Annotated in this window: 14 protein-coding genes, 17 tRNA genes and 1 rRNA gene; 27 read left to right on the forward strand and 5 right to left on the reverse strand. The window is 38.5% G+C overall.

The annotated features are described in order from the left end of the window. Positions 1-26 precede the first annotated feature (26 nt). From rrf to J7E81_RS00225, 18 genes are all read left to right on the forward strand, one after another. Positions 27-142, forward strand: a 5S ribosomal RNA gene (gene rrf, locus J7E81_RS00140). A 14-nt stretch (positions 143-156) separates the two neighbouring features. Further along, positions 157-231, forward strand: a tRNA-Asn gene (locus J7E81_RS00145). A gap of 8 nt (positions 232-239) precedes the next feature. Next, positions 240-331: transfer RNA gene (locus tag J7E81_RS00150), tRNA-Ser, on the forward strand. A 10-nt stretch (positions 332-341) separates the two neighbouring features. Next, positions 342-416: transfer RNA gene (locus J7E81_RS00155), tRNA-Glu, on the forward strand. 9 nt (positions 417-425) lie between these two features. Beyond that, positions 426-501, forward strand: a tRNA-Val gene (locus tag J7E81_RS00160). Positions 502-650: 149 nt separating this feature from the next. Further along, positions 651-724: transfer RNA gene (locus tag J7E81_RS00165), tRNA-Met, on the forward strand. A 2-nt stretch (positions 725-726) separates the two neighbouring features. Further along, positions 727-803, forward strand: a tRNA-Asp gene (locus J7E81_RS00170). Positions 804-809: 6 nt separating this feature from the next. Next, a tRNA-Phe gene (locus J7E81_RS00175) sits at positions 810-882 on the forward strand. Positions 883-1,052: 170 nt separating this feature from the next. Then, a tRNA-Thr gene (locus tag J7E81_RS00180) sits at positions 1,053-1,128 on the forward strand. A 28-nt stretch (positions 1,129-1,156) separates the two neighbouring features. Continuing rightward, a tRNA-Tyr gene (locus J7E81_RS00185) sits at positions 1,157-1,241 on the forward strand. Positions 1,242-1,246: 5 nt separating this feature from the next. Beyond that, a tRNA-Trp gene (locus tag J7E81_RS00190) sits at positions 1,247-1,320 on the forward strand. Between the two features lie 11 nt (positions 1,321-1,331). Beyond that, a tRNA-His gene (locus tag J7E81_RS00195) sits at positions 1,332-1,407 on the forward strand. Positions 1,408-1,432: 25 nt separating this feature from the next. Beyond that, positions 1,433-1,507, forward strand: a tRNA-Gln gene (locus J7E81_RS00200). 4 nt (positions 1,508-1,511) lie between these two features. Next, positions 1,512-1,586, forward strand: a tRNA-Gly gene (locus J7E81_RS00205). Between the two features lie 8 nt (positions 1,587-1,594). After that, positions 1,595-1,668: transfer RNA gene (locus J7E81_RS00210), tRNA-Cys, on the forward strand. Between the two features lie 33 nt (positions 1,669-1,701). Beyond that, positions 1,702-1,787: transfer RNA gene (locus J7E81_RS00215), tRNA-Leu, on the forward strand. A gap of 20 nt (positions 1,788-1,807) precedes the next feature. Further along, positions 1,808-1,888 (forward strand) — tRNA-Leu (locus J7E81_RS00220). Positions 1,889-2,640: 752 nt separating this feature from the next. Then, a tRNA-Gly gene (locus J7E81_RS00225) sits at positions 2,641-2,714 on the forward strand. A gap of 698 nt (positions 2,715-3,412) precedes the next feature. On the opposite strand, the gene J7E81_RS00230 is transcribed toward J7E81_RS00225, so the two are convergent. Continuing rightward, on the reverse strand, positions 3,413-4,078 hold the full coding sequence (locus J7E81_RS00230) for a B3/B4 domain-containing protein (RefSeq protein WP_215039904.1): 666 nt from the start codon (positions 4,076-4,078) through the stop codon (positions 3,413-3,415). A 110-nt stretch (positions 4,079-4,188) separates the two neighbouring features. Between J7E81_RS00230 and queG the strand changes: the two genes are divergently transcribed. The 7 genes from queG (at position 4,189) to J7E81_RS00265 (ending at position 12,464) form a co-directional block, all read left to right on the forward strand. Then, positions 4,189-5,322 (forward strand): tRNA epoxyqueuosine(34) reductase QueG, encoded by a 1,134-nt coding sequence (gene queG / locus J7E81_RS00235; protein WP_215039905.1) that lies wholly within the window; start codon positions 4,189-4,191, stop codon positions 5,320-5,322. 83 nt (positions 5,323-5,405) lie between these two features. After that, positions 5,406-6,287, forward strand: coding sequence for an amidase domain-containing protein (locus J7E81_RS00240; protein ID WP_215039906.1), 882 nt, complete (start codon positions 5,406-5,408; stop codon positions 6,285-6,287). Positions 6,288-6,350: 63 nt separating this feature from the next. Further along, on the forward strand, positions 6,351-6,824 hold the full coding sequence (gene trmL / locus J7E81_RS00245) for a tRNA (uridine(34)/cytosine(34)/5-carboxymethylaminomethyluridine(34)-2'-O)-methyltransferase TrmL (protein WP_215039907.1): 474 nt from the start codon (positions 6,351-6,353) through the stop codon (positions 6,822-6,824). 54 nt (positions 6,825-6,878) lie between these two features. After that, the gene (nfsA, locus tag J7E81_RS00250) at positions 6,879-7,628 is read left to right on the forward strand and encodes an oxygen-insensitive NADPH nitroreductase (RefSeq protein WP_215039909.1); all 750 of its coding nucleotides are present in this window, start codon (positions 6,879-6,881) and stop codon (positions 7,626-7,628) included. 364 nt (positions 7,629-7,992) lie between these two features. Next, the gene (locus tag J7E81_RS00255; protein ID WP_215039911.1) at positions 7,993-9,888 is read left to right on the forward strand and encodes a PrkA family serine protein kinase; all 1,896 of its coding nucleotides are present in this window, start codon (positions 7,993-7,995) and stop codon (positions 9,886-9,888) included. Between the two features lie 259 nt (positions 9,889-10,147). Further along, positions 10,148-11,317 (forward strand): sporulation protein YhbH, encoded by a 1,170-nt coding sequence (gene yhbH / locus J7E81_RS00260; protein WP_215041161.1) that lies wholly within the window; start codon positions 10,148-10,150, stop codon positions 11,315-11,317. A 124-nt stretch (positions 11,318-11,441) separates the two neighbouring features. Then, positions 11,442-12,464 carry a CAP domain-containing protein gene (locus J7E81_RS00265; RefSeq protein ID WP_308162099.1) on the forward strand — a complete coding sequence of 341 codons (1,023 nt, stop codon included), beginning with the start codon at positions 11,442-11,444 and terminating at the stop codon, positions 12,462-12,464. A 69-nt stretch (positions 12,465-12,533) separates the two neighbouring features. Here the strand turns inward: J7E81_RS00265 and J7E81_RS00270 are convergent, their stop codons facing one another. From J7E81_RS00270 to J7E81_RS00280, 3 genes are all read right to left on the reverse strand, one after another. Further along, complete coding sequence (locus tag J7E81_RS00270) at positions 12,534-13,592, reverse strand: ATP-binding protein (protein ID WP_308162100.1); 1,059 nt, start codon at positions 13,590-13,592, stop codon at positions 12,534-12,536. Between the two features lie 321 nt (positions 13,593-13,913). Beyond that, a complete protein-coding gene (locus J7E81_RS00275; protein WP_215039915.1) occupies positions 13,914-15,443 on the reverse strand; it encodes a diguanylate cyclase domain-containing protein in 1,530 nt (509 codons plus the stop codon). Between the two features lie 174 nt (positions 15,444-15,617). Next, the gene (locus tag J7E81_RS00280; RefSeq protein WP_215039917.1) at positions 15,618-16,277 is read right to left on the reverse strand and encodes an FMN-dependent NADH-azoreductase; all 660 of its coding nucleotides are present in this window, start codon (positions 16,275-16,277) and stop codon (positions 15,618-15,620) included. Positions 16,278-16,628: 351 nt separating this feature from the next. Between J7E81_RS00280 and J7E81_RS00285 the strand changes: the two genes are divergently transcribed. Both J7E81_RS00285 and J7E81_RS00290 read left to right on the forward strand, forming a co-directional pair. After that, positions 16,629-18,032, forward strand: a complete 1,404-nt coding sequence (locus J7E81_RS00285) for an MFS transporter (protein ID WP_215039919.1) — start codon at positions 16,629-16,631, stop codon at positions 18,030-18,032. A 309-nt stretch (positions 18,033-18,341) separates the two neighbouring features. Further along, positions 18,342-19,718, forward strand: coding sequence for a glycoside-pentoside-hexuronide (GPH):cation symporter (locus J7E81_RS00290; RefSeq protein ID WP_215039920.1), 1,377 nt, complete (start codon positions 18,342-18,344; stop codon positions 19,716-19,718). 1,087 nt (positions 19,719-20,805) lie between these two features. On the opposite strand, the gene J7E81_RS00295 is transcribed toward J7E81_RS00290, so the two are convergent. Next, on the reverse strand, positions 20,806-21,999 hold the full coding sequence (locus J7E81_RS00295; RefSeq protein WP_215039922.1) for an ROK family transcriptional regulator: 1,194 nt from the start codon (positions 21,997-21,999) through the stop codon (positions 20,806-20,808). Positions 22,000-22,130 lie beyond the last annotated feature (131 nt).

Raw genomic sequence — 22,130 nt, forward strand, 5'->3', positions numbered from 1 at the left:
ATAATAAAATAGTGTCAAATAAATAGTCTGGTAATTAAGGCGAGAAGGTCACACCCGTTCCCATACCGAACACGGAAGTTAAGCTTCTCAGCGCCGATGGTAGTTGGGACTTTGTCCCTGTGAGAGTAGGACGTTGCCAGGCTGTAATACTATTATTCCGCAGTAGCTCAGTGGTAGAGCTATCGGCTGTTAACCGATCGGTCGTAGGTTCGAGTCCTACCTGCGGAGCCATTATTTATGGAGAGCTGTCCGAGTGGCCGAAGGAGCACGATTGGAAATCGTGTAGGCGGGTAACCCTGTCTCAAGGGTTCAAATCCCTTGCTCTCCGCCATAAAATATATGGCCCCTTGGTCAAGCGGTTAAGACACCTCCCTTTCACGGAGGTAACACGGGTTCGAGTCCCGTAGGGGTCACCATTTTAATATGGAGGATTAGCTCAGCTGGGAGAGCATCTGCCTTACAAGCAGAGGGTCGGCGGTTCGATCCCGTCATCCTCCACCATAATAATTATCGCGGGGTGGAGCAACGAGTGTTGCTTCGAAGAATAATCTGCGAGTTGTATCAATCGAGCTGCTGCTTGAATAAGCTTTCTGAGATTGATACAGTCCATGTAAACTATGAGCATGGATGAACAATATATTTTCTATTATCGCGGGGTGGAGCAGTCCGGTAGCTCGTCGGGCTCATAACCCGAAGGTCGCAGGTTCAAATCCTGTCCCCGCAATTGGTCTGGTAGTTCAGTTGGTTAGAATGCCTGCCTGTCACGCAGGAGGTCGCGGGTTCGAGTCCCGTCCAGACCGCCATTTAGTGGCTCAGTAGCTCAGTCGGTAGAGCAAAGGACTGAAAATCCTTGTGTCGGCGGTTCGATTCCGTCCTGAGCCACCTTTTATTTTGATTTTGCCGGTGTAGCTCAACTGGTAGAGCACGAACGAATATGCTTCCTTGAGTGAACATCAGCATACCGATCGAAATGCTGCTTGAATAAGCTTACTGAGATCGGAATGACGTTAACCTAACGTCGAGTATGATACTATTATAGATTTATGAATCATGCCGGTGTAGCTCAACTGGTAGAGCAACTGAATCGTAATCAGTAGGTTGGGGGTTCAAGTCCTCTCGCCGGCACCAGAAGCTGGCAATTTTCATTCATATATGTGGAGGGGTAGCGAAGTGGCTAAACGCGGCGGACTGTAAATCCGCTCCCTCCGGGTTCGGCGGTTCGAATCCGTCCCCCTCCACCATTTATAGGGGTATAGTTTAAAGGTAGAACGAAGGTCTCCAAAACCTTTGGTGTGGGTTCGATTCCTACTACCCCTGCCAATTATATTGTGGCGATTGTGGCGAAGTGGTTAACGCACCTGATTGTGGTTCAGGCATTCGTGGGTTCGATTCCCATCAGTCGCCCCATAATATCATTAATGATTATAAGCATTGGGCTATAGCCAAGCGGTAAGGCATCGCACTTTGACTGCGACATGCGTTGGTTCAAATCCAACTAGCCCAGCCATTTTGCGGAAGTAGTTCAGTGGTAGAACACCACCTTGCCAAGGTGGGGGTCGCGGGTTCGAATCCCGTCTTCCGCTCCAATTATATCGGCGGCATAGCCAAGTGGTAAGGCAGAGGTCTGCAAAACCTTTACCACCGGTTCGAATCCGGTTGCCGCCTCCAAAGATCTTTAATAAGCAAATGCTATTATATTATGCCGGGGTGGCGGAACTGGCAGACGCACAGGACTTAAAATCCTGCGGTAGGTGACTACCGTACTGGTTCGATTCCGGTCCTCGGCATTGCTAAAAAAACTTAATACGCCGGTGTGGCGGAATTGGCAGACGCGCACGACTCAAAATCGTGTTCCTCTGGAGTGTCGGTTCGACCCCGACCACCGGTATCTGAAATGTTGAATTGAAGCGATTTCCTTTTGTTGGGAGATCGCTTCTTTCATTTTTAACAGTGATTTTTGTCGTGCAAACCACAAAAAGAGTGAAGGAAGGCAACCATTTTTCGAATCTCAATCAGTTAGCAAAGAAGCGATAATAGAAATTGTCATTCTTTTAAGAGAAAAAAAGGGAATCGCATGTAATATTAAGGTTAAGCACCCGAGCTGAAAAATAGACGGAAAAATTCCGCTTAATTAGTAATAATATTAAAAAAGTCCGAAATAGACGGAGAGATTCCGACTATTGACTCGAAAAATTCAAAAATGAGGGATTTTGCTGAGCATAAGCGGAAAAGCTCCCCTTATTTACCCCGAAACAACCTCCATTCTATATTTAACCGGAAATTCTCCACTTATTGTACTTTTGCTAGTTCCTCGATAAAAGACCAGATATCTTATTTAAAAGATTACGATGAAACCTATCCCCCAACCGATAAGTGCGGACCCTCTTGATCCTGATATGGAATCACCTTCTTTTTATTGACCAGCATTTAAAAATCAATAAAATTGGTACTTCGACTACAACTAGTAATATTAATTTGATATATAGAATAGATTAGCAGAAATAAAGAGATACATTATGTATATCTATCTAGATAACAAATTAAGAAAAAAATCGACAAACTTTGCGAAATTGACTTGACTCCTTTAATGAATATGTGTAGTATTTATTAAGTCAGATTGTTCAGTTCTTTTTCATAAATGCGGGTGTAGTTTACTGGTAAAACCTCAGCCTTCCAAGCTGATGTAGTGGGTTCGATTCCCATCACCCGCTCCATACATATTAACTAACGCAGTGTATCGTTACATTAGGAGAACGATGCATTGCGTTTTTTTATTTTGGCTATTAACGGAGATAACTTTTTATTGGACAATTTATAAAAATGCTTAAAGTTTTTTTTGCTAGATAGGTCCTAGTGGTAAATTTAATAAAACAAAACAATAAATTGTCTATTAGATTTGCTTCTATAGGACAGTTTTTGTAGGACTCCTGAGGATTTTGTTCAATAAGAGCTGCTAAAGGACAATTATTTATAATGCACAGGGAGGTTGTCCGTTTGAAAGATTCCAATGGACTTTTTATTGAGGAAACACATACTTTTGTCTATTAGAGCTGTTTCTATTGGACCGTTTTCTAAGATACCCGAGGATTTTGTCTAATAGAGAGCTGCTAAAAGACAATTATTTATAATGCACAGGGAGGTTGTCCGATAGGAAGATTCCAATGGACATTTTATTGATGAAAAACATAATTTTGTCTATTAGAGATATTCTATTAGACAGTTTTCTTAGATACCCGAGGATTTTGTCTAATAGGGAGGTGCTAAAGGACATTTTTTTAAAATACTTAATACTTTTGTCCATTAGAACCACTTCATCTTAAAATCGTAGACCTCTGAAAAGAATTCAAAAAGGATGAAGGACATCTTGCGATAATTTAATCCGGTAGCTGCCCTTCATTACTGTATAAATCAGTCATTCAACAATGTAATATGACGCTTCGCCTCCATGTATCTGGGTAAACATGGTCATTAATGATTTTGTAAGCTTATGCGCAGCCTCTACCTCTGTAGATGGACGGAGATAAATGATTTGCAATGCATTTTTTGTATGAATCGTCACTGGGGCTTTATCTGAATCAACAAAAGGGCTTCCAAATGGTCCATCTTCATCGGAAGAAAGAATTAAATGCTCCAAGGAGTTGGTCCTTCCATTCAATCCGTTGTATGTCTCGTTCTCCCTCCCAAACCTAATCATTACAGGAGCTTTTAACAAATCTTGGTCATAAACACCGATGGGAACTTGATATTGTAGGGAGAAAAAATTATTAATATCGATCGCACTATGGATTGAAGAAAGATAATTTTGTTTCTGTATTCTTCTAAATAATGCTTCAGCTGAATGACGGTATCGATTTGGATCCTTTCCTGTCTTCTTAAAAATATTTCTCCATTCCTTTATCCCAGGAAGGTCCGAAATCTGCTTGTTTTCCAGTTCAAAAAAGATCGACTCTTGGAAAAGCTGTAGTCTGCCTTTTACCATTTGTGGTGAATCCCCAACTGTTATATTTTTATATTCAATAACCCCAATTTTAAAATCGGGAATTAGTTCGCAAATTTCTGCTGAAACTTGAATTTCCAACCATTCCACCTCCAAAATTTGTTGAAAATAGTTTATCATAAATAGATATGTAACTAATAACTTTAACAACTTATATAAAGTTAAGTCGTCGTCGAAAGGAGGAGAAATCTATGGATGTTCAGGTTTTACAAAAAGAATTGATTGCTTATAGTAAAGAAATCGGTATAGATAAAATTGGATTTACGACCGCGGACCCGTTTGCAGAATTAAAAACACGGTTATTGAGACAACAGGAACTGGGCTATCAATCCGGTTTCGAAGAACCTGATATAAATAAGCGGGTTACTCCGTCAATGCTGCTCGAAGGCGCACAGTCGATTATTTCCATTGCCCTTGCGTATCCTGCGAAAATGACAACCCGTGTCGAGAGTAAAAAGGGAGAAAGAAGAGGGATCTTTAGCAGGGCTTCATGGGGACTGGATTATCATCATATACTTCGCGATCGTCTCAACAAACTTGAAGAATTTATCTTACGTAAACTACCTGATGCTAAGGTAAAATCAATGGTTGATACAGGAGAGCTTTCGGACCGGGCTGTAGCAGAGCGTGCCGGTATCGGCTGGAGCGGGAAGAATTGCTCCATTATAACCCCTGAATTTGGCTCATACGTATATTTGGGTGAAATGCTTACCAATATTCCTTTTGAACCGGATACACCGATAGAAGACCAGTGTGGCTCTTGTAGTAAATGCATAGATGCCTGTCCAACAGGGGCATTAATCCAAGGCGGTCAGATTAATGCCCATCGCTGTATTTCCTTTTTAACACAAACAAAGGAGCTTATCCCTGATGAGTTTAGAGATAAAATAGGGAATCGTGTTTATGGGTGTGACTCTTGTCAAACCGCCTGTCCGATTAACAAAGGAGTTAATTTTCACTTCCATGAAGAAATGACACCTGATCCAGAAGTGGCCAAACCTTTATTAAAACCGATCCTAAAATTAAGCAATCGTGAATTTAAAAAAAGGTTCGGCTCTGTTTCTGGGGCTTGGAGAGGAAAAAAACCAATTCAACGGAATGCTATTATTGCCTTAGCTCATTTTAAGGATGAAAGTGCGGTTCCTGAATTGATTGAAGTATTAGAAACTGAAGCAAGTTCAGTCTCAAGAGGAACTGCTGCATGGGCGCTTGGGAAAATTGGCGGTGAATCAGCTTTTGCAGCATTAAGAAGAGCCAAGGAACTCGAGACAGACATCGAGGTCCAAGCAGAAATAGAAAAGGGCTTAAATTTTTATAACAACTAGCGGGCAAACCAATTGGTTTGCTCTTTTTTTATAGTTAAATGCCACGTGCTATCATATGTATGAAGGGAAAGGGGTGGATAGGTTTGCGACAATTACTTCAAGACTTATTTGATAAAAGGGTAAATCAATTTGTTTCTGCTAAACGTAGCCAAAAGTTATTTTTTCCAAAGGCAGAGACAAAACAAGCATGTTTAGCCAATCGCTCAGCAGAGATAGTAAAAGTAAAAGCGGCAGGAAAGATTATAGAAGAGTCCGTGGAGGATGAGTTTCAAACAATCAAATACCAAGCCCATTATCAATATTTAATCAAACAAAATGGAATTCTTTATATGGAAGAGGAAATGGAAGATAGGTTAGCCAAGTTTTACAAAAATGCGTTAGTAATGGATGAGGAAATTAGACCAGTTCTAGAATCGGAAAATGACCCGGAAACTGAACTAAATCATTTGGACTTAGAGGATCATACTGAAAGGCTAAGCTATGCATACGATCGATTAAAAGCAGTTCAATACGCAGAACGCTGGTGGAATAGCTATAATCCTGCTTATAAAAAGTTTCAGAATGATTGTACCAACTTTATCTCTCAATGTCTTAAAGCCGGGGGAGCACCCATGAGAGGTTATCCAAAGCGGGATGCAGGCTGGTGGCTGCAAAATAATAATTGGAGTTATAGCTGGGCTGTAGCTCATTCATTGAGGCTATATTTATCCCATTCAAAAATCGGTCTTCGGGCAAAAGAAGTCAGCAGCCCGGATCAGTTAAAATTGGGAGATGTCATTTGTTATGATTTTGAAGGGGATGGAAGATTCAATCACAACACCCTTGTTACTGGAAAGGACGCTAACGGGATGCCTTTAGTGAATGCCCATACTTATAATAGCCGGATGCGTTACTGGGCCTATGAGGATTCATCTGCCTATACGCCAAATATCAAATATAAGTTTTATTCGATCATTGATGAATGATTCTTGAAAGCATAGGTCAGAGTGGTATAATTGCCCTTATAGTTTTGATATGAGGTGAATTTTTTGGCTATACACGTAGTTCTTTATCAACCACAAATACCTTCTAATACAGGAAATATCGCTAGGACTTGTGCAGGTACGGGTACTAATTTACATTTAATCCGCCCTTTAGGATTTTCCACAGATGATAAAATGTTAAAAAGGGCAGGTTTAGATTATTGGGAACATGTAAATATCACTTATTATGAATCGCTGGATGAATTTTACGAAAAGAATACTGGTGGTGCCTTTTTTTATATAACAGAATCTGGGAAAAAGGACTTTACCGGTTTTGACTATAGTGATCTGTCTAAAGATTATTATTTTATTTTTGGCCGGGAAACAACAGGACTTCCTACGGATGTTATTCAACATAATCTCGATAAAGCTCTAAGGATTCCAATGAATGAAAAGATTCGTGCCTTAAATTTATCCAATACAGCAGCGATTTTGATTTATGAAGCTTTACGCCAGCAGGATTATCCAAAACTAAAATAAGCATGGGGCCAACATAAGGCCTCCTGCTTGGTTTAAAGGGAGGAAAAATTTGTTATGAATGATGCCATCACAACCATCCTAAATCATCGCTCGATCCGTCAGTTTGAGGACAAGCCATTATCCGACGAGCAAATTCACACGATCGTTTCCTGTGCACAAGCCGCAGCTACATCGAGTTTCATTCAGGCATACTCCATTATTGGTGTGAAGGATAAAGAAAAAAAGCGGAAACTAGCCGAACTGACAGGAAACCAAGAATATGTGGAGAAAAATGGCCACTTTTTTGTTTTTTGCGCCGACCTTTTCCGTCATACGGTAGTTGCTAATAGGGAACAAAAGCAGGTAACACCGACACTAGAAAGTACAGAAAAGTTCATGGTAGCATTGATTGATACATCCTTGGCTGCACAAAATGCTGCCGTAGCTGCAGAATCTCTTGGATTAGGAATTTGTTACATAGGTGGAATCCGTAATCACTTGGAGGAAGTAAAAAGGCTTTTAAACATACCTGATCGGGTTATTCCATTGTTTGGCCTTGCCGTGGGCTACCCGGCACATCTTACAGATAAAAAGCCAAGACTGCCCTTTGCGCATGTTTATCATGAGGATGAATATGAGCAGGATATGGAGAAATTTAATCATCAGCTCGATGATTATGACCAGTTAATTTCAAATTATTATCAGACTAGAACAAAAGGGCAAAGAAAGGATAGGTGGACTGAACAAATTGCCAATATGCTCTCCAAACCAACCAGAATGTATATGAAAGAGTTTATTCAAAAAAATAAACTTGATTTACACTAAAAAAGACTGCCGGCATGGCAGTCTTTTTTAGTCTTTAAACATTATTTGTTAGTCCCCGGCTTGTCGTTATACCCCGCTGTGAAGATGGCTGCCAAAAACGCAACCATAACTAAAATAACAATGAAAGTATGCATGTTATGTACTGCCCCCTTTGTCCCGTTTTTAATTAGGTAGAATCCGCTAACGGACGCATTTCTGACACATACAATTTTATTATAGCCTAAGATTTTAAAATGAAAAGAGCAATATTCCTTTTATTCAAATAAAAAAGATAGACAATATCTCGAAATGGTTACGCATGTTCAAGTCTTTTAGTGCATAGAGTATATTAATCGTCTCTGATAACCTACAGGGGGAGGGCCATATGGATATTTTAAAAAAAATCGAGAGCTTTCGTGAAGAAGAGGAAAAACTGCGCTGGGAAGGTTCATTCGCTGACTATTTATTGTTGTTGAAGGAAAAGCCGTGGGTAGCACAATCTGCACATTCTCGAGTTTACAATATGATTAGGGATGCAGGAATTGAAGAAGTTAAAGGGACGAAGCAGTACAATTTCTTTAGTAATCAATTATTTGGCTTAGAAGAGTCACTTGAAAGGCTTGTTGAAGAATACTTCCATCCGGCTGCCAAAAGGCTGGACGTTAGAAAGAGGATTTTACTTTTAATGGGCCCGGTGAGCGGTGGTAAATCAACCCTTGTTACCATGTTAAAAAGAGGGTTAGAAAACTACTCACGTTCAGACAGAGGCTCCGTTTTTGCCATCAAAGGCTGCCCGATGCATGAAGATCCATTACATTTAATTCCTCATCATTTACGAGCAGACTTCTTTGATGAATACGGCATCCGGATTGAAGGTAACTTGTCACCATTGAATATGATGCGCCTAGAACAGGAATATGGCGGCAGAATTGAAGATGTTTTAGTAGAAAGAATATTCTTCTCAGAAGATAAGCGGACTGGGATTGGAACCTTTAGTCCATCTGATCCAAAGTCTCAGGATATAGCTGATTTAACAGGAAGTATTGATTTCTCAACGATTGCAGAATATGGCTCTGAATCTGATCCAAGGGCCTATCGCTTTGACGGAGAATTAAACAAGGCGAACCGTGGGATGATGGAGTTCCAAGAGATGTTAAAGTGTGACGAGAAGTTCCTCTGGCATTTATTATCACTAACACAAGAGGGGAATTTTAAAGCAGGAAGGTTTGCGCTCATAAGTGCAGATGAACTGATAGTTGCTCACACCAATGAAACTGAATACCGCTCCTTTATTTCTAATAAGAAAAACGAAGCTCTTCATTCGAGGATCATTGTAATGCCGATTCCTTACAATTTAAAGGTTTCACAAGAAGAAAGAATTTATGAAAAAATGATTAATGAGAGCGATGTTTCGGACGTTCACATTGCACCGCATACATTAAAGGTTGCAGCAATGTTTACGATTTTAACCCGCTTGAAAGAGCCGAAAAAAGGGGATATCGATCTTCTGAAAAAAATGCGTCTCTACGACGGGGAGAATGTAGAAGGATTCAATTTGGCTGATGTAGAAGAATTGAAACGCGAGTATCCTGATGAAGGCATGAGCGGCATAGACCCTCGTTATGTTATCAATCGGATATCCTCAACGATTATACGTAAAGAGGTACCGTCCATTAATGCCCTGGATGTATTAAGATCGTTAAAAGATGGACTCGACCAGCACCCATCTATTACAGCGGAACTTCGTGATCGTTATATGAATTATATTTCATTAGCGCGAAAAGAGTATGATAATATTGCGAAAAATGAAGTACAGAAGGCATTCGTGTACTCCTACGAGGAATCAGCTAAAACATTAATGGATAATTACCTTGATAATGTTGAGGCCTATTGCAATAAAGCAAAACTGCGTGATCCGTTAACAGGGGAAGAGATTAATCCGGATGAAAAGCTTATGCGTTCCATTGAAGAGCAGATTGGCATCTCCGAAAATGCTAAAAAGGCCTTTAGGGAAGAAATATTAATCCGGATTTCAGCCTTTGCCCGAAAAGGGAAACGATTTGATTACAATTCTCATGACAGGCTCAGGGAAGCAATCCAAAAGAAATTATTTGCGGATCTTAAGGATGTTGTTAAGATTACAACTTCATCCAAGACCCCGGATGAGCAGCAATTGAAGAAGATTAATGATGTTGTTGCTCGTTTAATTGATGAACATGGTTATAATTCGACATCAGCAAATGAATTACTACGCTATGTTGGAAGCTTATTAAACAGATAATCTGGGTTAAAATAGCAGGACTGGCAGAGAAAAAACTGTCAGTCTCTTTTTTTCCAATAAATAGATCCCCATGTGATAATCTTGTCCAATTAGTAGGCTATCAACCAATTGTCAAAATTATTTGTAAATTATTTGCTGCTTCTGCATAGGATAAAGTAATCCATCATTTAATTGAATTTTTTCATTCGCGTTATTCTATGTATTGGCTAAAAAAATTGTGCAGTATGGAGTAAATTTTTAATTTAATAAGGAGGGGTTTATAGTGACTGTCGATAACCATCAATTTGTGATTTCTAGAGAAGATTGGTCCCTCCACCGTAAAGGCCACGATGACCAGCAGCGCCATCAAGAAAAAGTCCAGGAGGCAATTCGAAACAATCTTCCAGAATTAATTACAGAAGAGAGTATTATAATGTCTAATGGTCGCGATGTGGTAAAAATTCCAATTCGTTCATTAGACGAATACAAAATTCGTTATAATTATGACAAAAACAAACACGTGGGCCAAGGTGACGGTGAGAGTCAAGTCGGTGACGTTGTAGCGCGGGACGGTTCCAGCGGGCAAAAGGCACCAGGCAAGGGTCAAGGTGCAGGGGATCAAGCAGGTGAAGACTATTTTGAAGCAGAAGTATCTTTAATGGAGCTAGAGGAAGCACTATTTAAGCAATTAGAACTGCCAAACCTAAAGAGGAAGGAAGAACAAGAACATCTCGTTGAAAATATTGAGTTCAATGATATCCGGAAAACAGGATTAATGGGGAACATCGATAAAAAACGTACGATGATGTCTGCCTTTAAACGAAATGCGATGAGCGGGAAACCTGCCTTCCATCCAATTTATAAGGATGATTTAAAGTTTAAGACTTGGAATGAAGTCGTGAAACCTGATTCAAAAGCTGTTGTCATTGCAATGATGGATACAAGCGGTAGTATGGGAATATGGGAAAAATATATGGCACGAAGCTTTTTCTTCTGGATGACACGTTTCTTGCGAACAAAATATGAAACGGTTGAAATTGAATTTATTGCACATCATACTGAGGCAAAAGTAGTCACAGAAGAAGACTTCTTCTCGAAAGGTGAAAGCGGTGGGACCATTTGTTCATCAGCCTATCGAAAGGCTTTAGAAATCATTGATGCTAAGTATAATCCACGGAAGTTCAACATCTATCCATTCCACTTTTCTGACGGTGATAATTTGACATCCGATAATGCCCGGTGCGTGAAGTTAGTTGAAGAGTTAATGAAAGTTTCTAACATGTTCGGTTACGGAGAAGTAAATCAATATAACCGCCATTCCACATTAATGTCAGCTTATAAAAACATCAAAGACGAACAGTTCCGCTATTATATACTCAAACAAAAAGCAGATGTTTTCCATGCGATGAAAAGCTTTTTCCAAAAAGAAGAATCAAAATTATATGCTTGAAAAAATTGACAGGAGGAAGCTCCTGTCAATTTTTTTGTTTCTTTTCAGACTTTACCAAATATAATTTTCCTAAAAAAATCAACACTAAAAAAGCAAGAACATCTTTAAAAAGGGGGTATTACCAGTGATAAAAAAACCGGTTGGATTACTGTTAACGGCTATTCTTACAATGGGACTGGCCGCTTGTACTAATAATGACCGAAATAATATAAATGATCGGACCACGAATCGAGTAGGAATGGATACAAATGATCGGACCACAAATCGAGTAGGAATGGATACAAATGATCGGGATTATCGAAATTTAAATGTTCGTAATGGCCGAGACAATGGAATTGATCATAACGGGCCACTAACAGAGGATTATTCAAACCGTAACAATAATGAGCCTGATTTAGATACAAATCTGTTCAATGATAAGCGAAAAGTTAAACGTAATAACGATGACATGATTTCCGCATATCAAACAAACTTAAATAGCAGTCAATATCCACATACACAAGCGGTTTTAATTAGGGATGCCAAATATCAGTATATTACCATCGATCCTAGACAAAGAAACTGGTTTCAATTTGGATTTATTCAACCAGGACAAACTAATACCCAGCAACAAAGCCCTACAGTACCAGCACCTGCGCAGCAGCAAACAACAAGGCAGGCACCAAATCAAGCACCTGCCCAGCAGGCAACACCTGTACCTAGACAGCAGCAGACACAGGCACCAAGTGGTGCTGCACAAAATCAAAATAATACGGCAACCTCGGGTACCGTTAGTCAGTATGTTCAACAAGTCATTTCTCTTACCAATCAACAAAGAACTAAGAATGGTCTGCCGGCGTTAAAAACAGATACACAGCTTAGTGGTGTAGCTCAGAAGAAAGCAGTGGATATGCAGCAAAACCATTACTTTTCACATACCAGTCCGACTTACGGTTCTCCATTTGACATGATGAGAGATTTTGGTGTTACCTATAAGTCTGCAGGTGAAAACATTGCTCAAGGACAACGAACACCACAAGAAGTTGTAACTGCTTGGATGAACAGTGAAGGTCACCGTAAAAATATTTTAAGTGCTAATTTCACCCATATTGGCGTAGGATTTGAGCAAACAGGAAAAAACTGGTCGCAAATGTTTATTGGAAAGTAAGAAAAGCACAAGTGATTGTTTAGCGCAGAAAAAAAACAAACCGACAGATTCTAAATTCTGTCGGTTTGTTCATTTGCCGCTGATCGGCAGGGTTGGGAATTCAAAGTGAAAGATAGTTCCTTTTCCAACCTCACTTTCCACCCATATCGATCCATCCATGGCTCTGACAATGCTATAAACCACCATCATCCCTAAGCCAGTGCCATTCTTTCCTTTAGTGGAATAGAACGGTTCTCCTAGTCTGTCTAGCTGCTGGGAATTCATCCCTACTCCTGTATCCTGTACTTTGATTGTTACCTCATCTTGGCTATATTCAGTTGAAACATATAAATATCCACCATGCGGCATTGATTCAATGGCATTTTTTAGTACGTTTACAAAGCATTGTCTAAACTTTTGTCCGTCTCCTTTGATATATCCAATAATGGAAAAATCAGTTACGATTTCGACTGAATTTTGGTTGGCTAACGGCTGTAGAATACTGATAATTTGCCGAAGTTCGCTTTTTACATTTAATTCTTCAAGAGATTCAAGTGAGGGTTTTGCAAACGTTAAATAATCCTGAATGACCTTTTCAGCTGAAAATAACTCTTCCTTAACGATTGCTAGATATTCTTTTCTTTTTTGCCTAGATAAATAATCGTCTTGGAGCAGCTGAACAAATCCGCTCGCCGCTGTTAACGGATTTCTAATTTCATGGGAAATAGCAGCTCCCATTTGCTCTACAGCCTTTAATTTTTCCGTTCTAATAAGCTCCTGCTGCATCTCGTTCGTTTTTCGTATAAATTCAACTCCATATGAAATGATCGCAATACCTAAGGAAGGAATGACAAGATACGCAAACCATGCATCCACAAGATTAAGCGGTTCGTCGTAAAAGCTCATTCCTAAAACTGTCAGGATACCAAGAATCATTCCCAGACATACGGTACAGAAAATTCTCCGGGCAGGGGCCTGCTTGTAAAACCAAGGGTGTAGCCGCCATAGGACCAATCCAAGTGGAATATAAAGCGCCAGGGTTTGCCAAAAGCCAAGATTAATCCCATAAAAACTACGAATAACAATCAGTGCTGCCATGAGAATGGGGCCAATACCGACATATAAACCGCCAAGAACGAGCGGGATCATCCGTAAATCAAATCTTGTGTATGAAATAGGTGTATAGGAAAATTGGATACATAACCAAATCGTTACTATAAACAAAATTATAAAAGAGGGCTTCGATAGGGAGAATTTTTTGCTTTTTTCAAGATATATTAAACCGAAAAATAGTAAAATTATCATAAGAGAAAGATTGAAGAAAAGGTGTTTCGTGATTTCCATTTTCTCACCATCCATAATGAGCTCATAGGAAAATTTTACATTTTATTTTGGCAAGTTACAACAAAATTCGCAAAATATTTTGATAAAACGAATATTAAAGTTGATTATATTAAAAAACCTGAAAGGTCACTTAGAATCCTTCCAGGAAAGTTCGTTGATTGAGATGGTATTTCTGCCTCTTGTTTTAGAAAGATATAGGGATGAATCAGCTGCTTTAATTAATAAATCTGGATGATTTAGTTTAGTAGGATACATAGATGCAATCCCGATGCTTAACGTGATAATATCCGCTATTTCTGAACTTTTATGTGGGACTTTAAGGGACTGAACTGTTTCTTTAATTTGCTGTGCTATCTCTAAACCGTTCTCACCATTACTAGATGGGAGGATTAAGGCAAATTCTTCGCCGCCGTACCGGCAAAATGTGCAGTTTGAAGGTTCTGGAAACAAATCGTTAATAGCTTGAGCAATCTTTTGTAAACAAAAATCTCCTTTCAAATGACCGTATGTGTCATTGTATTTTTTAAAATAATCAATATCAAACATAACCAAAGTAATGGGTGTATGAAGGTTAATCGCTTTGGCCCATTCCCTAAGAAGTGTTTCATCAAAATATCGGCGATTAGCTATCCCTGTTAACCCATCCATATAAGATAATCGGTTCAGAAGCTCATTTGCTTCTTGGAGCTTTTGCTCAGTCAGTTTTCGGTTCGTAATATTTCTTGAAACAATGATGACCTTCTTCTCACCTTCTTCTTGATAAGGCACACTTTTTAAAGTGGATTCTATCCAAATATAATCACCAAATTTTGAACGGTAACGGTGAGTGGATTCAGCAGAACCTTTTTGTAGAGCCCTTTGAAACATACTATTTGTTCGTTCGACATCGTCTGGATGAATAAAGGTCTCCAATGTTTTTCCTAAAAGCTCAGGATATTCGAAATGAATGACCTCTTTTACAGCAGGGGAGATGTATATATACTCTGCTTGATCATTATGCATAGTAATCATGTCACTAGAATACTCTGCCAGTAAGCGGAACCGTTCTTCGGTTTCTTTTACCTTGAAAAGGCTATGTTTTAATTGGTGTTGAGTCTCATTCGAATCGACCACAAATACAAAAAAATGATAGCCAAACACCCCTCCTACTAAAGATATGAGGCAATGCAGGGATAACACATTTTTCAGGACCGCTGCATCTTCAATGCGTATGATAAAAACAATCGATATAATTAGTAACCCGCATAGATTCATGGTAAAAGCTTTTGCTGTACGATGAATGTTTAATTTGGAGATCACACCGCAAACAACTCCAGTCAATAATGCTGCAACAGCAGGCAGGAGGGCGGAATGGTTAAAGCCAAATAAACAAATTCTTCCTATAGAGATTAGTGCTGCGGCAATAATTGCCGGTATGTACCCGCCAAACGCACCAGCAATAACGATTGCTAAGTGGCGCAAATCTGCATAAATGTCTGGACCTACTTGGAATGAAAACGACATTAAAACATTACCAAGAATACCAAAACAAGTCCCCCAGTAGAGTTTTGTAGATAATGGTGAGGTGGGATATAATGGCTTATCTTTAAATAAAACACCCATAAGAGAAAAAGAAGCAATTAAGAGTGCTGCATTTGAGATGAATTCTTTAAGCATATAAGAGGATTCTCCTAAAATGAAATAGAAATGAATGCTTGCCACTATCGTGTTTTGCAGGTAATGACAAAGCATTCCAATTATACTATAAGTTGATATTTATAACTAAGCAGTTAGGAAAACAATCTGTGAATAAAAAAAGCCCCTTAAAAAAGGAAGCTATCTTGGTCAGAATTATGCTTGAACCAATTCTCTCACAAATTCTCTGGCTGCCATTCGGGCATGGACTTTGCCTTGTTTAAGAAGTTCAGGTACTTTTTGTGGATTTAAATCAAAACCTTCTGCGATAACTGACTCACTTACCTCCATTCCTAAAAAGCGAAGAGCGATTTTTAAATATCGATCACCCGACTCCAATTCCTCCATTGGGGTCCCGGTATACTGGCCTCCTCTTGTTTGAATATGAATCGCTTTTTTGTTAGTTAAAAGACCTTTAGGACCATTGGCAGTATGGGCAAAAGTTTTTCCCGAAATAAATAAGTTGTCAATATAAGCTTTTAAAACAGCAGGAGAATTTAAATTCCACATAGGAGAAACAAACACATAATAATCAAACGTAATAAACTCATCTGCAAGAGCGTGCATCTTCGTTATTTTTTCTCTTTCTGGAACTGTAAGCTGATCAAGGGTGAAACCATAACCGGCCAACTTTCCTCGTGCTGACACCAAATCAGCATCCATTTGTGGAAAATCATAGGCAAATAAATCGATTCTGTTGATTTCTATATCTGGACGTTCCTCATGAAGTGCTTCTAGAAATGCTTCTCCAATTTTTAGCCCTTTTGATTTCTCTAAACCTTTCGGGTTTGCTGTTACATATAGTAATTTTTTCATATAGGATCACGACCTTTTTAGTTAATATTACTTATCACTTCAATTATAGTAAAAATATCCTTCATCAAGATTGAACAATTGGTGACGTTCATGAACATTAAGTGAAATGGACAAGCCAGTGGACTAAAAAAAAAGCCAATTATAAATTGGAAAAAATAATTAATCAAACGCTTACAAAAATGTGTTGACGCGCTTTATAGAGGGTGATAAGATAAGGATACATTAATTAGTTAGTTCATTAAACTAATTAATGGAATCTCGAGATGCAATTATATTTTTTTTAATAGTTTTGTAAAGGGTTACAAGTCAAAAAATTCATATTAAAGAATAGTTATTTTGGAGGGGAAAAAAATGGGTCAAGCGATGCGAAAAGTAGAGACAAATCAAACTACTGCATTTAGAAAGTTTGGTATGAAGGATAAAATTGGTTATATGTTTGGTGACTGGGGTAATGATTTCTTCTTTATTCTTGTAGCGTCTTTCTTAATGGTTTTCTATACCGATATTTACCATTTGAATCCGGCTACAGTCGGCGGACTATTCCTAGTCGCACGTTTGTGGGATGCAGTAGCAGACGTTTCTTGGGGACGATTCATTGATACAAGAAAAGCTGGGATACACGGAAAATTTAAACCATGGATTTTAAGAATGTCATTTCCACTCGTTATTGTCGGTGTGTTAATGTTTGTACACATCCCTGGTATGTCTAATGGATTTTATCTGGCTTATGCCTATGTAACGTATATTTTATGGGGAACTTTGTATAGTACTGTTAATATTCCTTATGGATCAATGGCATCTGTTATCACAGGTGATCCGGTTGAACGTACAACACTATCAAGCTGGAGAGCAATGGGTGGGAACTTAGCAGGGTTAATCATTAACGTAGTTGGTCCTATGATTTTGTTTGTTAACAATAAAGCAGATGCTAATCACTTTTTACTAGGCGCAATTATTTTTGCTGTACTTGCACTCGCTTGTTATATCGCTTGCTATAAATTATCAATTGAGCGTATTGTGATCGATGAAACAACAAAACCAAAGATGAACTTTGGAGTAACAATGAAAGGCCTTGTCAAAAACAGACCGTTAATTTGGTTCCTTATTGCTTCCTTATTGTTTATGGTTTGTTTCATGTTAATTGGTACTGTAAACGTTTACCTATTTAAAGATTACTTTGGTGAAGCGAAAGCATTAAGTATGGTTGGACTTATTCAATCGGTTGCTGTATTTATTGGTATGCCGATGGTAAAACCATTAGTTGCAAAATTTGGTAAAAAGGAAGTAGCTTCAGGCGGTTTATTACTTGCAACTTTAGTATATGCTCTCTTATATTTCCTTCCAAATTTAACAGCAACACAATTTATTGGAGTATTATCAATTGCCATGTTTGGTTATGGTATCTTCAACCTTGTTATTTGGGCTTTCGTTACAGACGTCATTGATTATCATGAGTATTTAACTGGTCTTCGTGAAGATGGAACTGTTTACTCCATCTACTCAATGGCACGTAAAATTGGACAAGCAGTTGCTGGAGGTTTAGGTGGTGCTGTGATTGCAGCAGTAGGATATAATTCAACTCTTCAACACCAAACATCTGGAACTCTTCAAGGAATTCACACACTAGCAACTTTAGTACCTGCCATCACATTGGCTATTGTGTTCTTAATTATAGTGTTCTGTTATCCTTTAAACAAAAAACGTACAGCACAGCTTACAGTTGATTTAGCAGAGAAAAGAAAAGGTAAAAACTAAGTAAAGATATATAAACAGAGAAAAGATAGCTAAGATCCTTTAGCTATCTTTTTTTGTTTATAAAAAACAATAAATAGGTTTAATAGGAAACGACAACAATCAAATTTTGATAATCTATTGAAAAACGCTTACAAATTTTTATTGACGAAATGTGTCGAGAGGTGTATTCTAACTATGTAATTAGTTAGTTTAGTAAACTAACTAATGGAAACGTTGATATTCACAAAAATTTTATCGTTCATTTTTGCTGATTTTGAAAAGGGTTACAGGTTAGACAATTATTTAACTTCTAGAGGGAGAGTGGACACGATGGGGAATAATAGCTCAAAAAAATTAACCTTAAAAGAGAAAGTTTCATATGGATTAGGCGATGTCGGAAATGGATTTATGTTTGATATGGGCCAAATTTATTTGCTTAAGTTTTATACCGATGTGTTAGGGATTTCGGCTTACTGGGGAGGATTAGTATTTTTAATTTCGAAAGTTTTTGATGCGTTTGCAGATTCCACTGTTGGAGCCTTTGTAGATAAACGAAAGGTAGGGAAACGAGGTAAGTTCCGGCCGTTCATCTTATTTGGATCGATTCCGCTTGCCATTATGACAGTCATTTCCTTCATGGCACCGGATTTCTCAGGCACAGGAAAAATTGTATATGCGTTTATCACTTATATGGCATTTGGGTTGTCTTATTCTATTGTTAATATTCCTTATGGTTCACTCGCGGCCTCTATGACACAAGATTCTGTGGACCGTGCATCTCTTGGATCTTTTAGAGCTATTGGCAGCCAGTTTGCAATGCTTATCTCTGGAATGGTTGTTATTCCAATTGTTCTATATTTTCCAAACCAAAAATTAGGATACACTGTGGGAATCGCATCTATGGCATTAGTAGGGGTCATCTTCCACTATATTTGCTATCGGAATACCAATGAGAATGTAATAAGGGAACCTAAAATAGAAAAAGAAAAAGTTCCAATGTCAAAACTATTCAAATTACTGCTTAGTAACAGACCACTAATTGCTCTTTGTTTCGTTTGCTTGTTTATGGTAGCCGCAAGTAACCTGCGTACGGCTGTTCAGTTATATTACTTGCAGTATAATTTAAAGAACACAGGACTTATGTCATTGCTTTCTTTTACTAGTATTGGAATCGCCGTCATCGGTTCGTTTTTTATTCCAGTACTTGTTAAAAGGCTAGGAAAAAAGAATACATTCATTATGGGTCTTTTAATTGGAATTGTTGCAGATGCTTTGAACTTTTTATTACCAGCAAGTGTACCGGCTTTTCTTACATTACTTTCAATTGGAAGTTTAGGTCTAAGTTTCGCTATGGGATTACCATGGGTAATGGTAGCAGATGCGGTAGATTATCATGAATGGAAAACAGGACAACGGACGGAAGGGATTGTCTATTCAAGTTACAGCTTTTTCCGTAAATTAGCACAAGCACTAGCTGGATTTATTCCTGGCGTTGCGCTAGGCTTAATCGGTTACGTTCCGAATGCAGAGCAAACTGCAGGAACACTCCTTGGAATCAAGGGGCTAATGTTCCTAGTTCCAGCTGGATTAAACCTAATAGCAGCTGTTATTTTAATTGTTGTTTATAACTTAACAGAGGATCTTTATAAAAAAATTATTGATGAACTTAAAAATAAACCAAAAACTAACGATAGTTTAAGCGCTTAATTAAATGATTAAACAGAAAACCCCTTCTTGCTGCAGCAGGAAGGGGGTTTTGTTAAATTGCTTTTTTTTAATACGTGCCGAAATGACAATTCTATTGGCATCGTTATCGGTAACGGTATATAAAAAAGGAAAACTGCTAGTAATTGAACTGCACTCCATATTAGACACAAACTCGGCTTCGGACACCACCTTATTTTTTTGATATCACCTTGTCCAAAGTTCAAATGGGTTAGGACACCAACATGCCTTTATATTCACTTGGCTTCGGACACCAACATGCCTTTACAGCTTTACGGTGTCCAAAGCTCACACGACTTCGGACACCAACTAGCTTTTTTAGTTTTCCCATGTCCAAAGTTCAAATGGCTTCGGATACGATCAAGCCTTTATAGCTTTACGTTGTCCAAAGTTCACACGACTTCGGACACCAACAAGCCTTTACAGCTTTACGGTGTCCAAAGCTCACACGACTTCGGACACCATCTAGCTTTTTTAGTTTTCCCATGTCCAAAGTTCAAATGGCTTCGGACACGATCAAGCCTTTATAGCTTTACGTTGTCCAAAGTTCACACGACTTCGGACACCAACAAGCCTTTATAGCTTTACGGTGTCCAAAGTTCACTTGGCTTCGGACACGATCAAGCCTTTAAAACTTTACAGTGTCCAAAGCTCACACGACTTCGGACACCATCTAGCTTTTTTAGTTTTCCCATGTCCAAAGTTCAAATGGCTTCGGACACGATCATGCCTTTATAGCTTTACGTTGTCCAAAGTTTACTTGGCTTCGGACACCAACATGCCTTTTTAGTTTTCCCATGTCCAAAGTTCACTTGACTTCAGACACCATCTTGCTTTATTTGCTTTCCCATGTCCAAAGTTCACACGACTTCGGACACCGCTATATCACTTTGGTATTGTCTGTCCGAAGTTCATCCGGCTTCAGACACCACCTCATCTTTTTGGTACTGCCTTGTCTAAAGTTGCTGCCTCTATTTATGATACGGTTCACCATAATACAAAGACCGATAAAGAAAAAGACGTATGCAAATTCATACGTCTCTTTTCTTGGGTTTTTCTAAGGGTTATATCAAATGACTGCGCTTTCATCTCTAACTGTTTTTAAAAGAAAAGGTAAATTTAACATTGGAACCTCTAGAAATTGCTTGATTGCAAAGGCGCAGGCTCCAAGAATGCTTGACTTCCTGCCAATGGATGAGATTCTCAATTCACGGTAATGGCTGATAGATGAGTTCAGATTCGCACTTATTTTCTTGAGAGAATCCGGATAAATACTCAAAAGTTTACTATCAAGCACAATTACATCGGGATTATACATGTTAATCATATTATTCAGACCAATTGATAAATAGAAAACAAATTCCTCCATTACCTCAAGTACTTCTTCATCGCCTTCATTTATCCAATCTTCGATTTGTTCATAAGTTAAATTCTCAATTTGTCTAATTTCGGACAGATGTCGAAAAATCATTGATTCTGAGGCATATTTTTCCCAGCATCCTTTATTTCCACAATTACACTGTTTACCTCCCGGAACGACAATCATATGACCAATTTCACCTGCATACCCTTCATGGCCTCGAAAAAAATCATTATTCATCATCATGCCAAGTCCGATTCCTGAATAGAGGGTTGCGCATAATAAATTGTCTGTTTCATGATGTACAAATACACGCTCTGCAAATGAGCTGAGATTGGCGTTGTTTTCAAGATGAATTGGGATATCGATCTCTCTTTCCAGGTCACTTTTTAAGTCCATCTCATGCCATTTCAGACGCGGAACATAGTGAATGATCTCTTCTTTTGATACCAAACCATGGATCGCAATAACAATACCAACAATCCCATAGCGGCTTTCATTAAAATCAGCTTTGAATTTTTTTATTTGTTCAATAAGCAGCAAAAGAATGTCTTTATAGTCTGTAGTATTTATTTTGACACTATTTGATGAGATTGGACAACCAAGAAGATCTGATATGGTAAAAGATATTTCTCCATAATCAAGATCAATTCCAAGTGCATAACCAGCCTTTCCGTTTAAGGAAAGCATAATCGGTTTTCTGCCAACGGTATAGTGCTCAAGATGCGTTTCTATAATGAGCCCTTCTTCTAATAGATCTGCAACCTGGGCAGAGATGGTTGCTCTCGTCAGGTTAGTGGCCTTAGATAAATCAGCCCTTGATATCATTCCTTCTTTAATTATTTCTCTTATAATGAGAGAACGATTAATTTTCTTTATATATGCCGCATCACCGGTAACCATTTATATCCTCCATTTCGGGCATTTGCCTTTATGTATATTTCTATTATATCAGTTATAGGTAACAAATGACTGTTATTATTCAATTAATTCCTAAATAGTTAATTGACTAAACATATTAAACGTGATAAATT

Source organism: Bacillus sp. ISL-18 (assembly GCF_018613415.1).
Taxonomy (GTDB): domain Bacteria; phylum Bacillota; class Bacilli; order Bacillales; family Cytobacillaceae; genus Neobacillus.

Excerpts from the sequence above, each read along its gene's own strand:
- queG (WP_215039905.1), top strand. The coding sequence starts at position 4,189 with ATGGATGTTCAGGTTTTACAAAAAGAATTGATTGCTTATAGTAAAGAA.
- nfsA (WP_215039909.1), top strand. The coding sequence starts at position 6,879 with ATGAATGATGCCATCACAACCATCCTAAATCATCGCTCGATCCGTCAG.
- J7E81_RS00255 (WP_215039911.1), top strand. The coding sequence starts at position 7,993 with ATGGATATTTTAAAAAAAATCGAGAGCTTTCGTGAAGAAGAGGAAAAA.
- J7E81_RS00270 (WP_308162100.1), bottom strand. The coding sequence starts at position 13,592 with ATGATCCCGCTCGTTCTTGGCGGTTTATATGTCGGTATTGGCCCCATT.
- J7E81_RS00275 (WP_215039915.1), bottom strand. The coding sequence starts at position 15,443 with ATGCTTAAAGAATTCATCTCAAATGCAGCACTCTTAATTGCTTCTTTT.
- J7E81_RS00280 (WP_215039917.1), bottom strand. The coding sequence starts at position 16,277 with ATGAAAAAATTACTATATGTAACAGCAAACCCGAAAGGTTTAGAGAAA.
- J7E81_RS00285 (WP_215039919.1), top strand. The coding sequence starts at position 16,629 with ATGGGTCAAGCGATGCGAAAAGTAGAGACAAATCAAACTACTGCATTT.
- J7E81_RS00290 (WP_215039920.1), top strand. The coding sequence starts at position 18,342 with ATGGGGAATAATAGCTCAAAAAAATTAACCTTAAAAGAGAAAGTTTCA.
- J7E81_RS00295 (WP_215039922.1), bottom strand. The coding sequence starts at position 21,999 with ATGGTTACCGGTGATGCGGCATATATAAAGAAAATTAATCGTTCTCTC.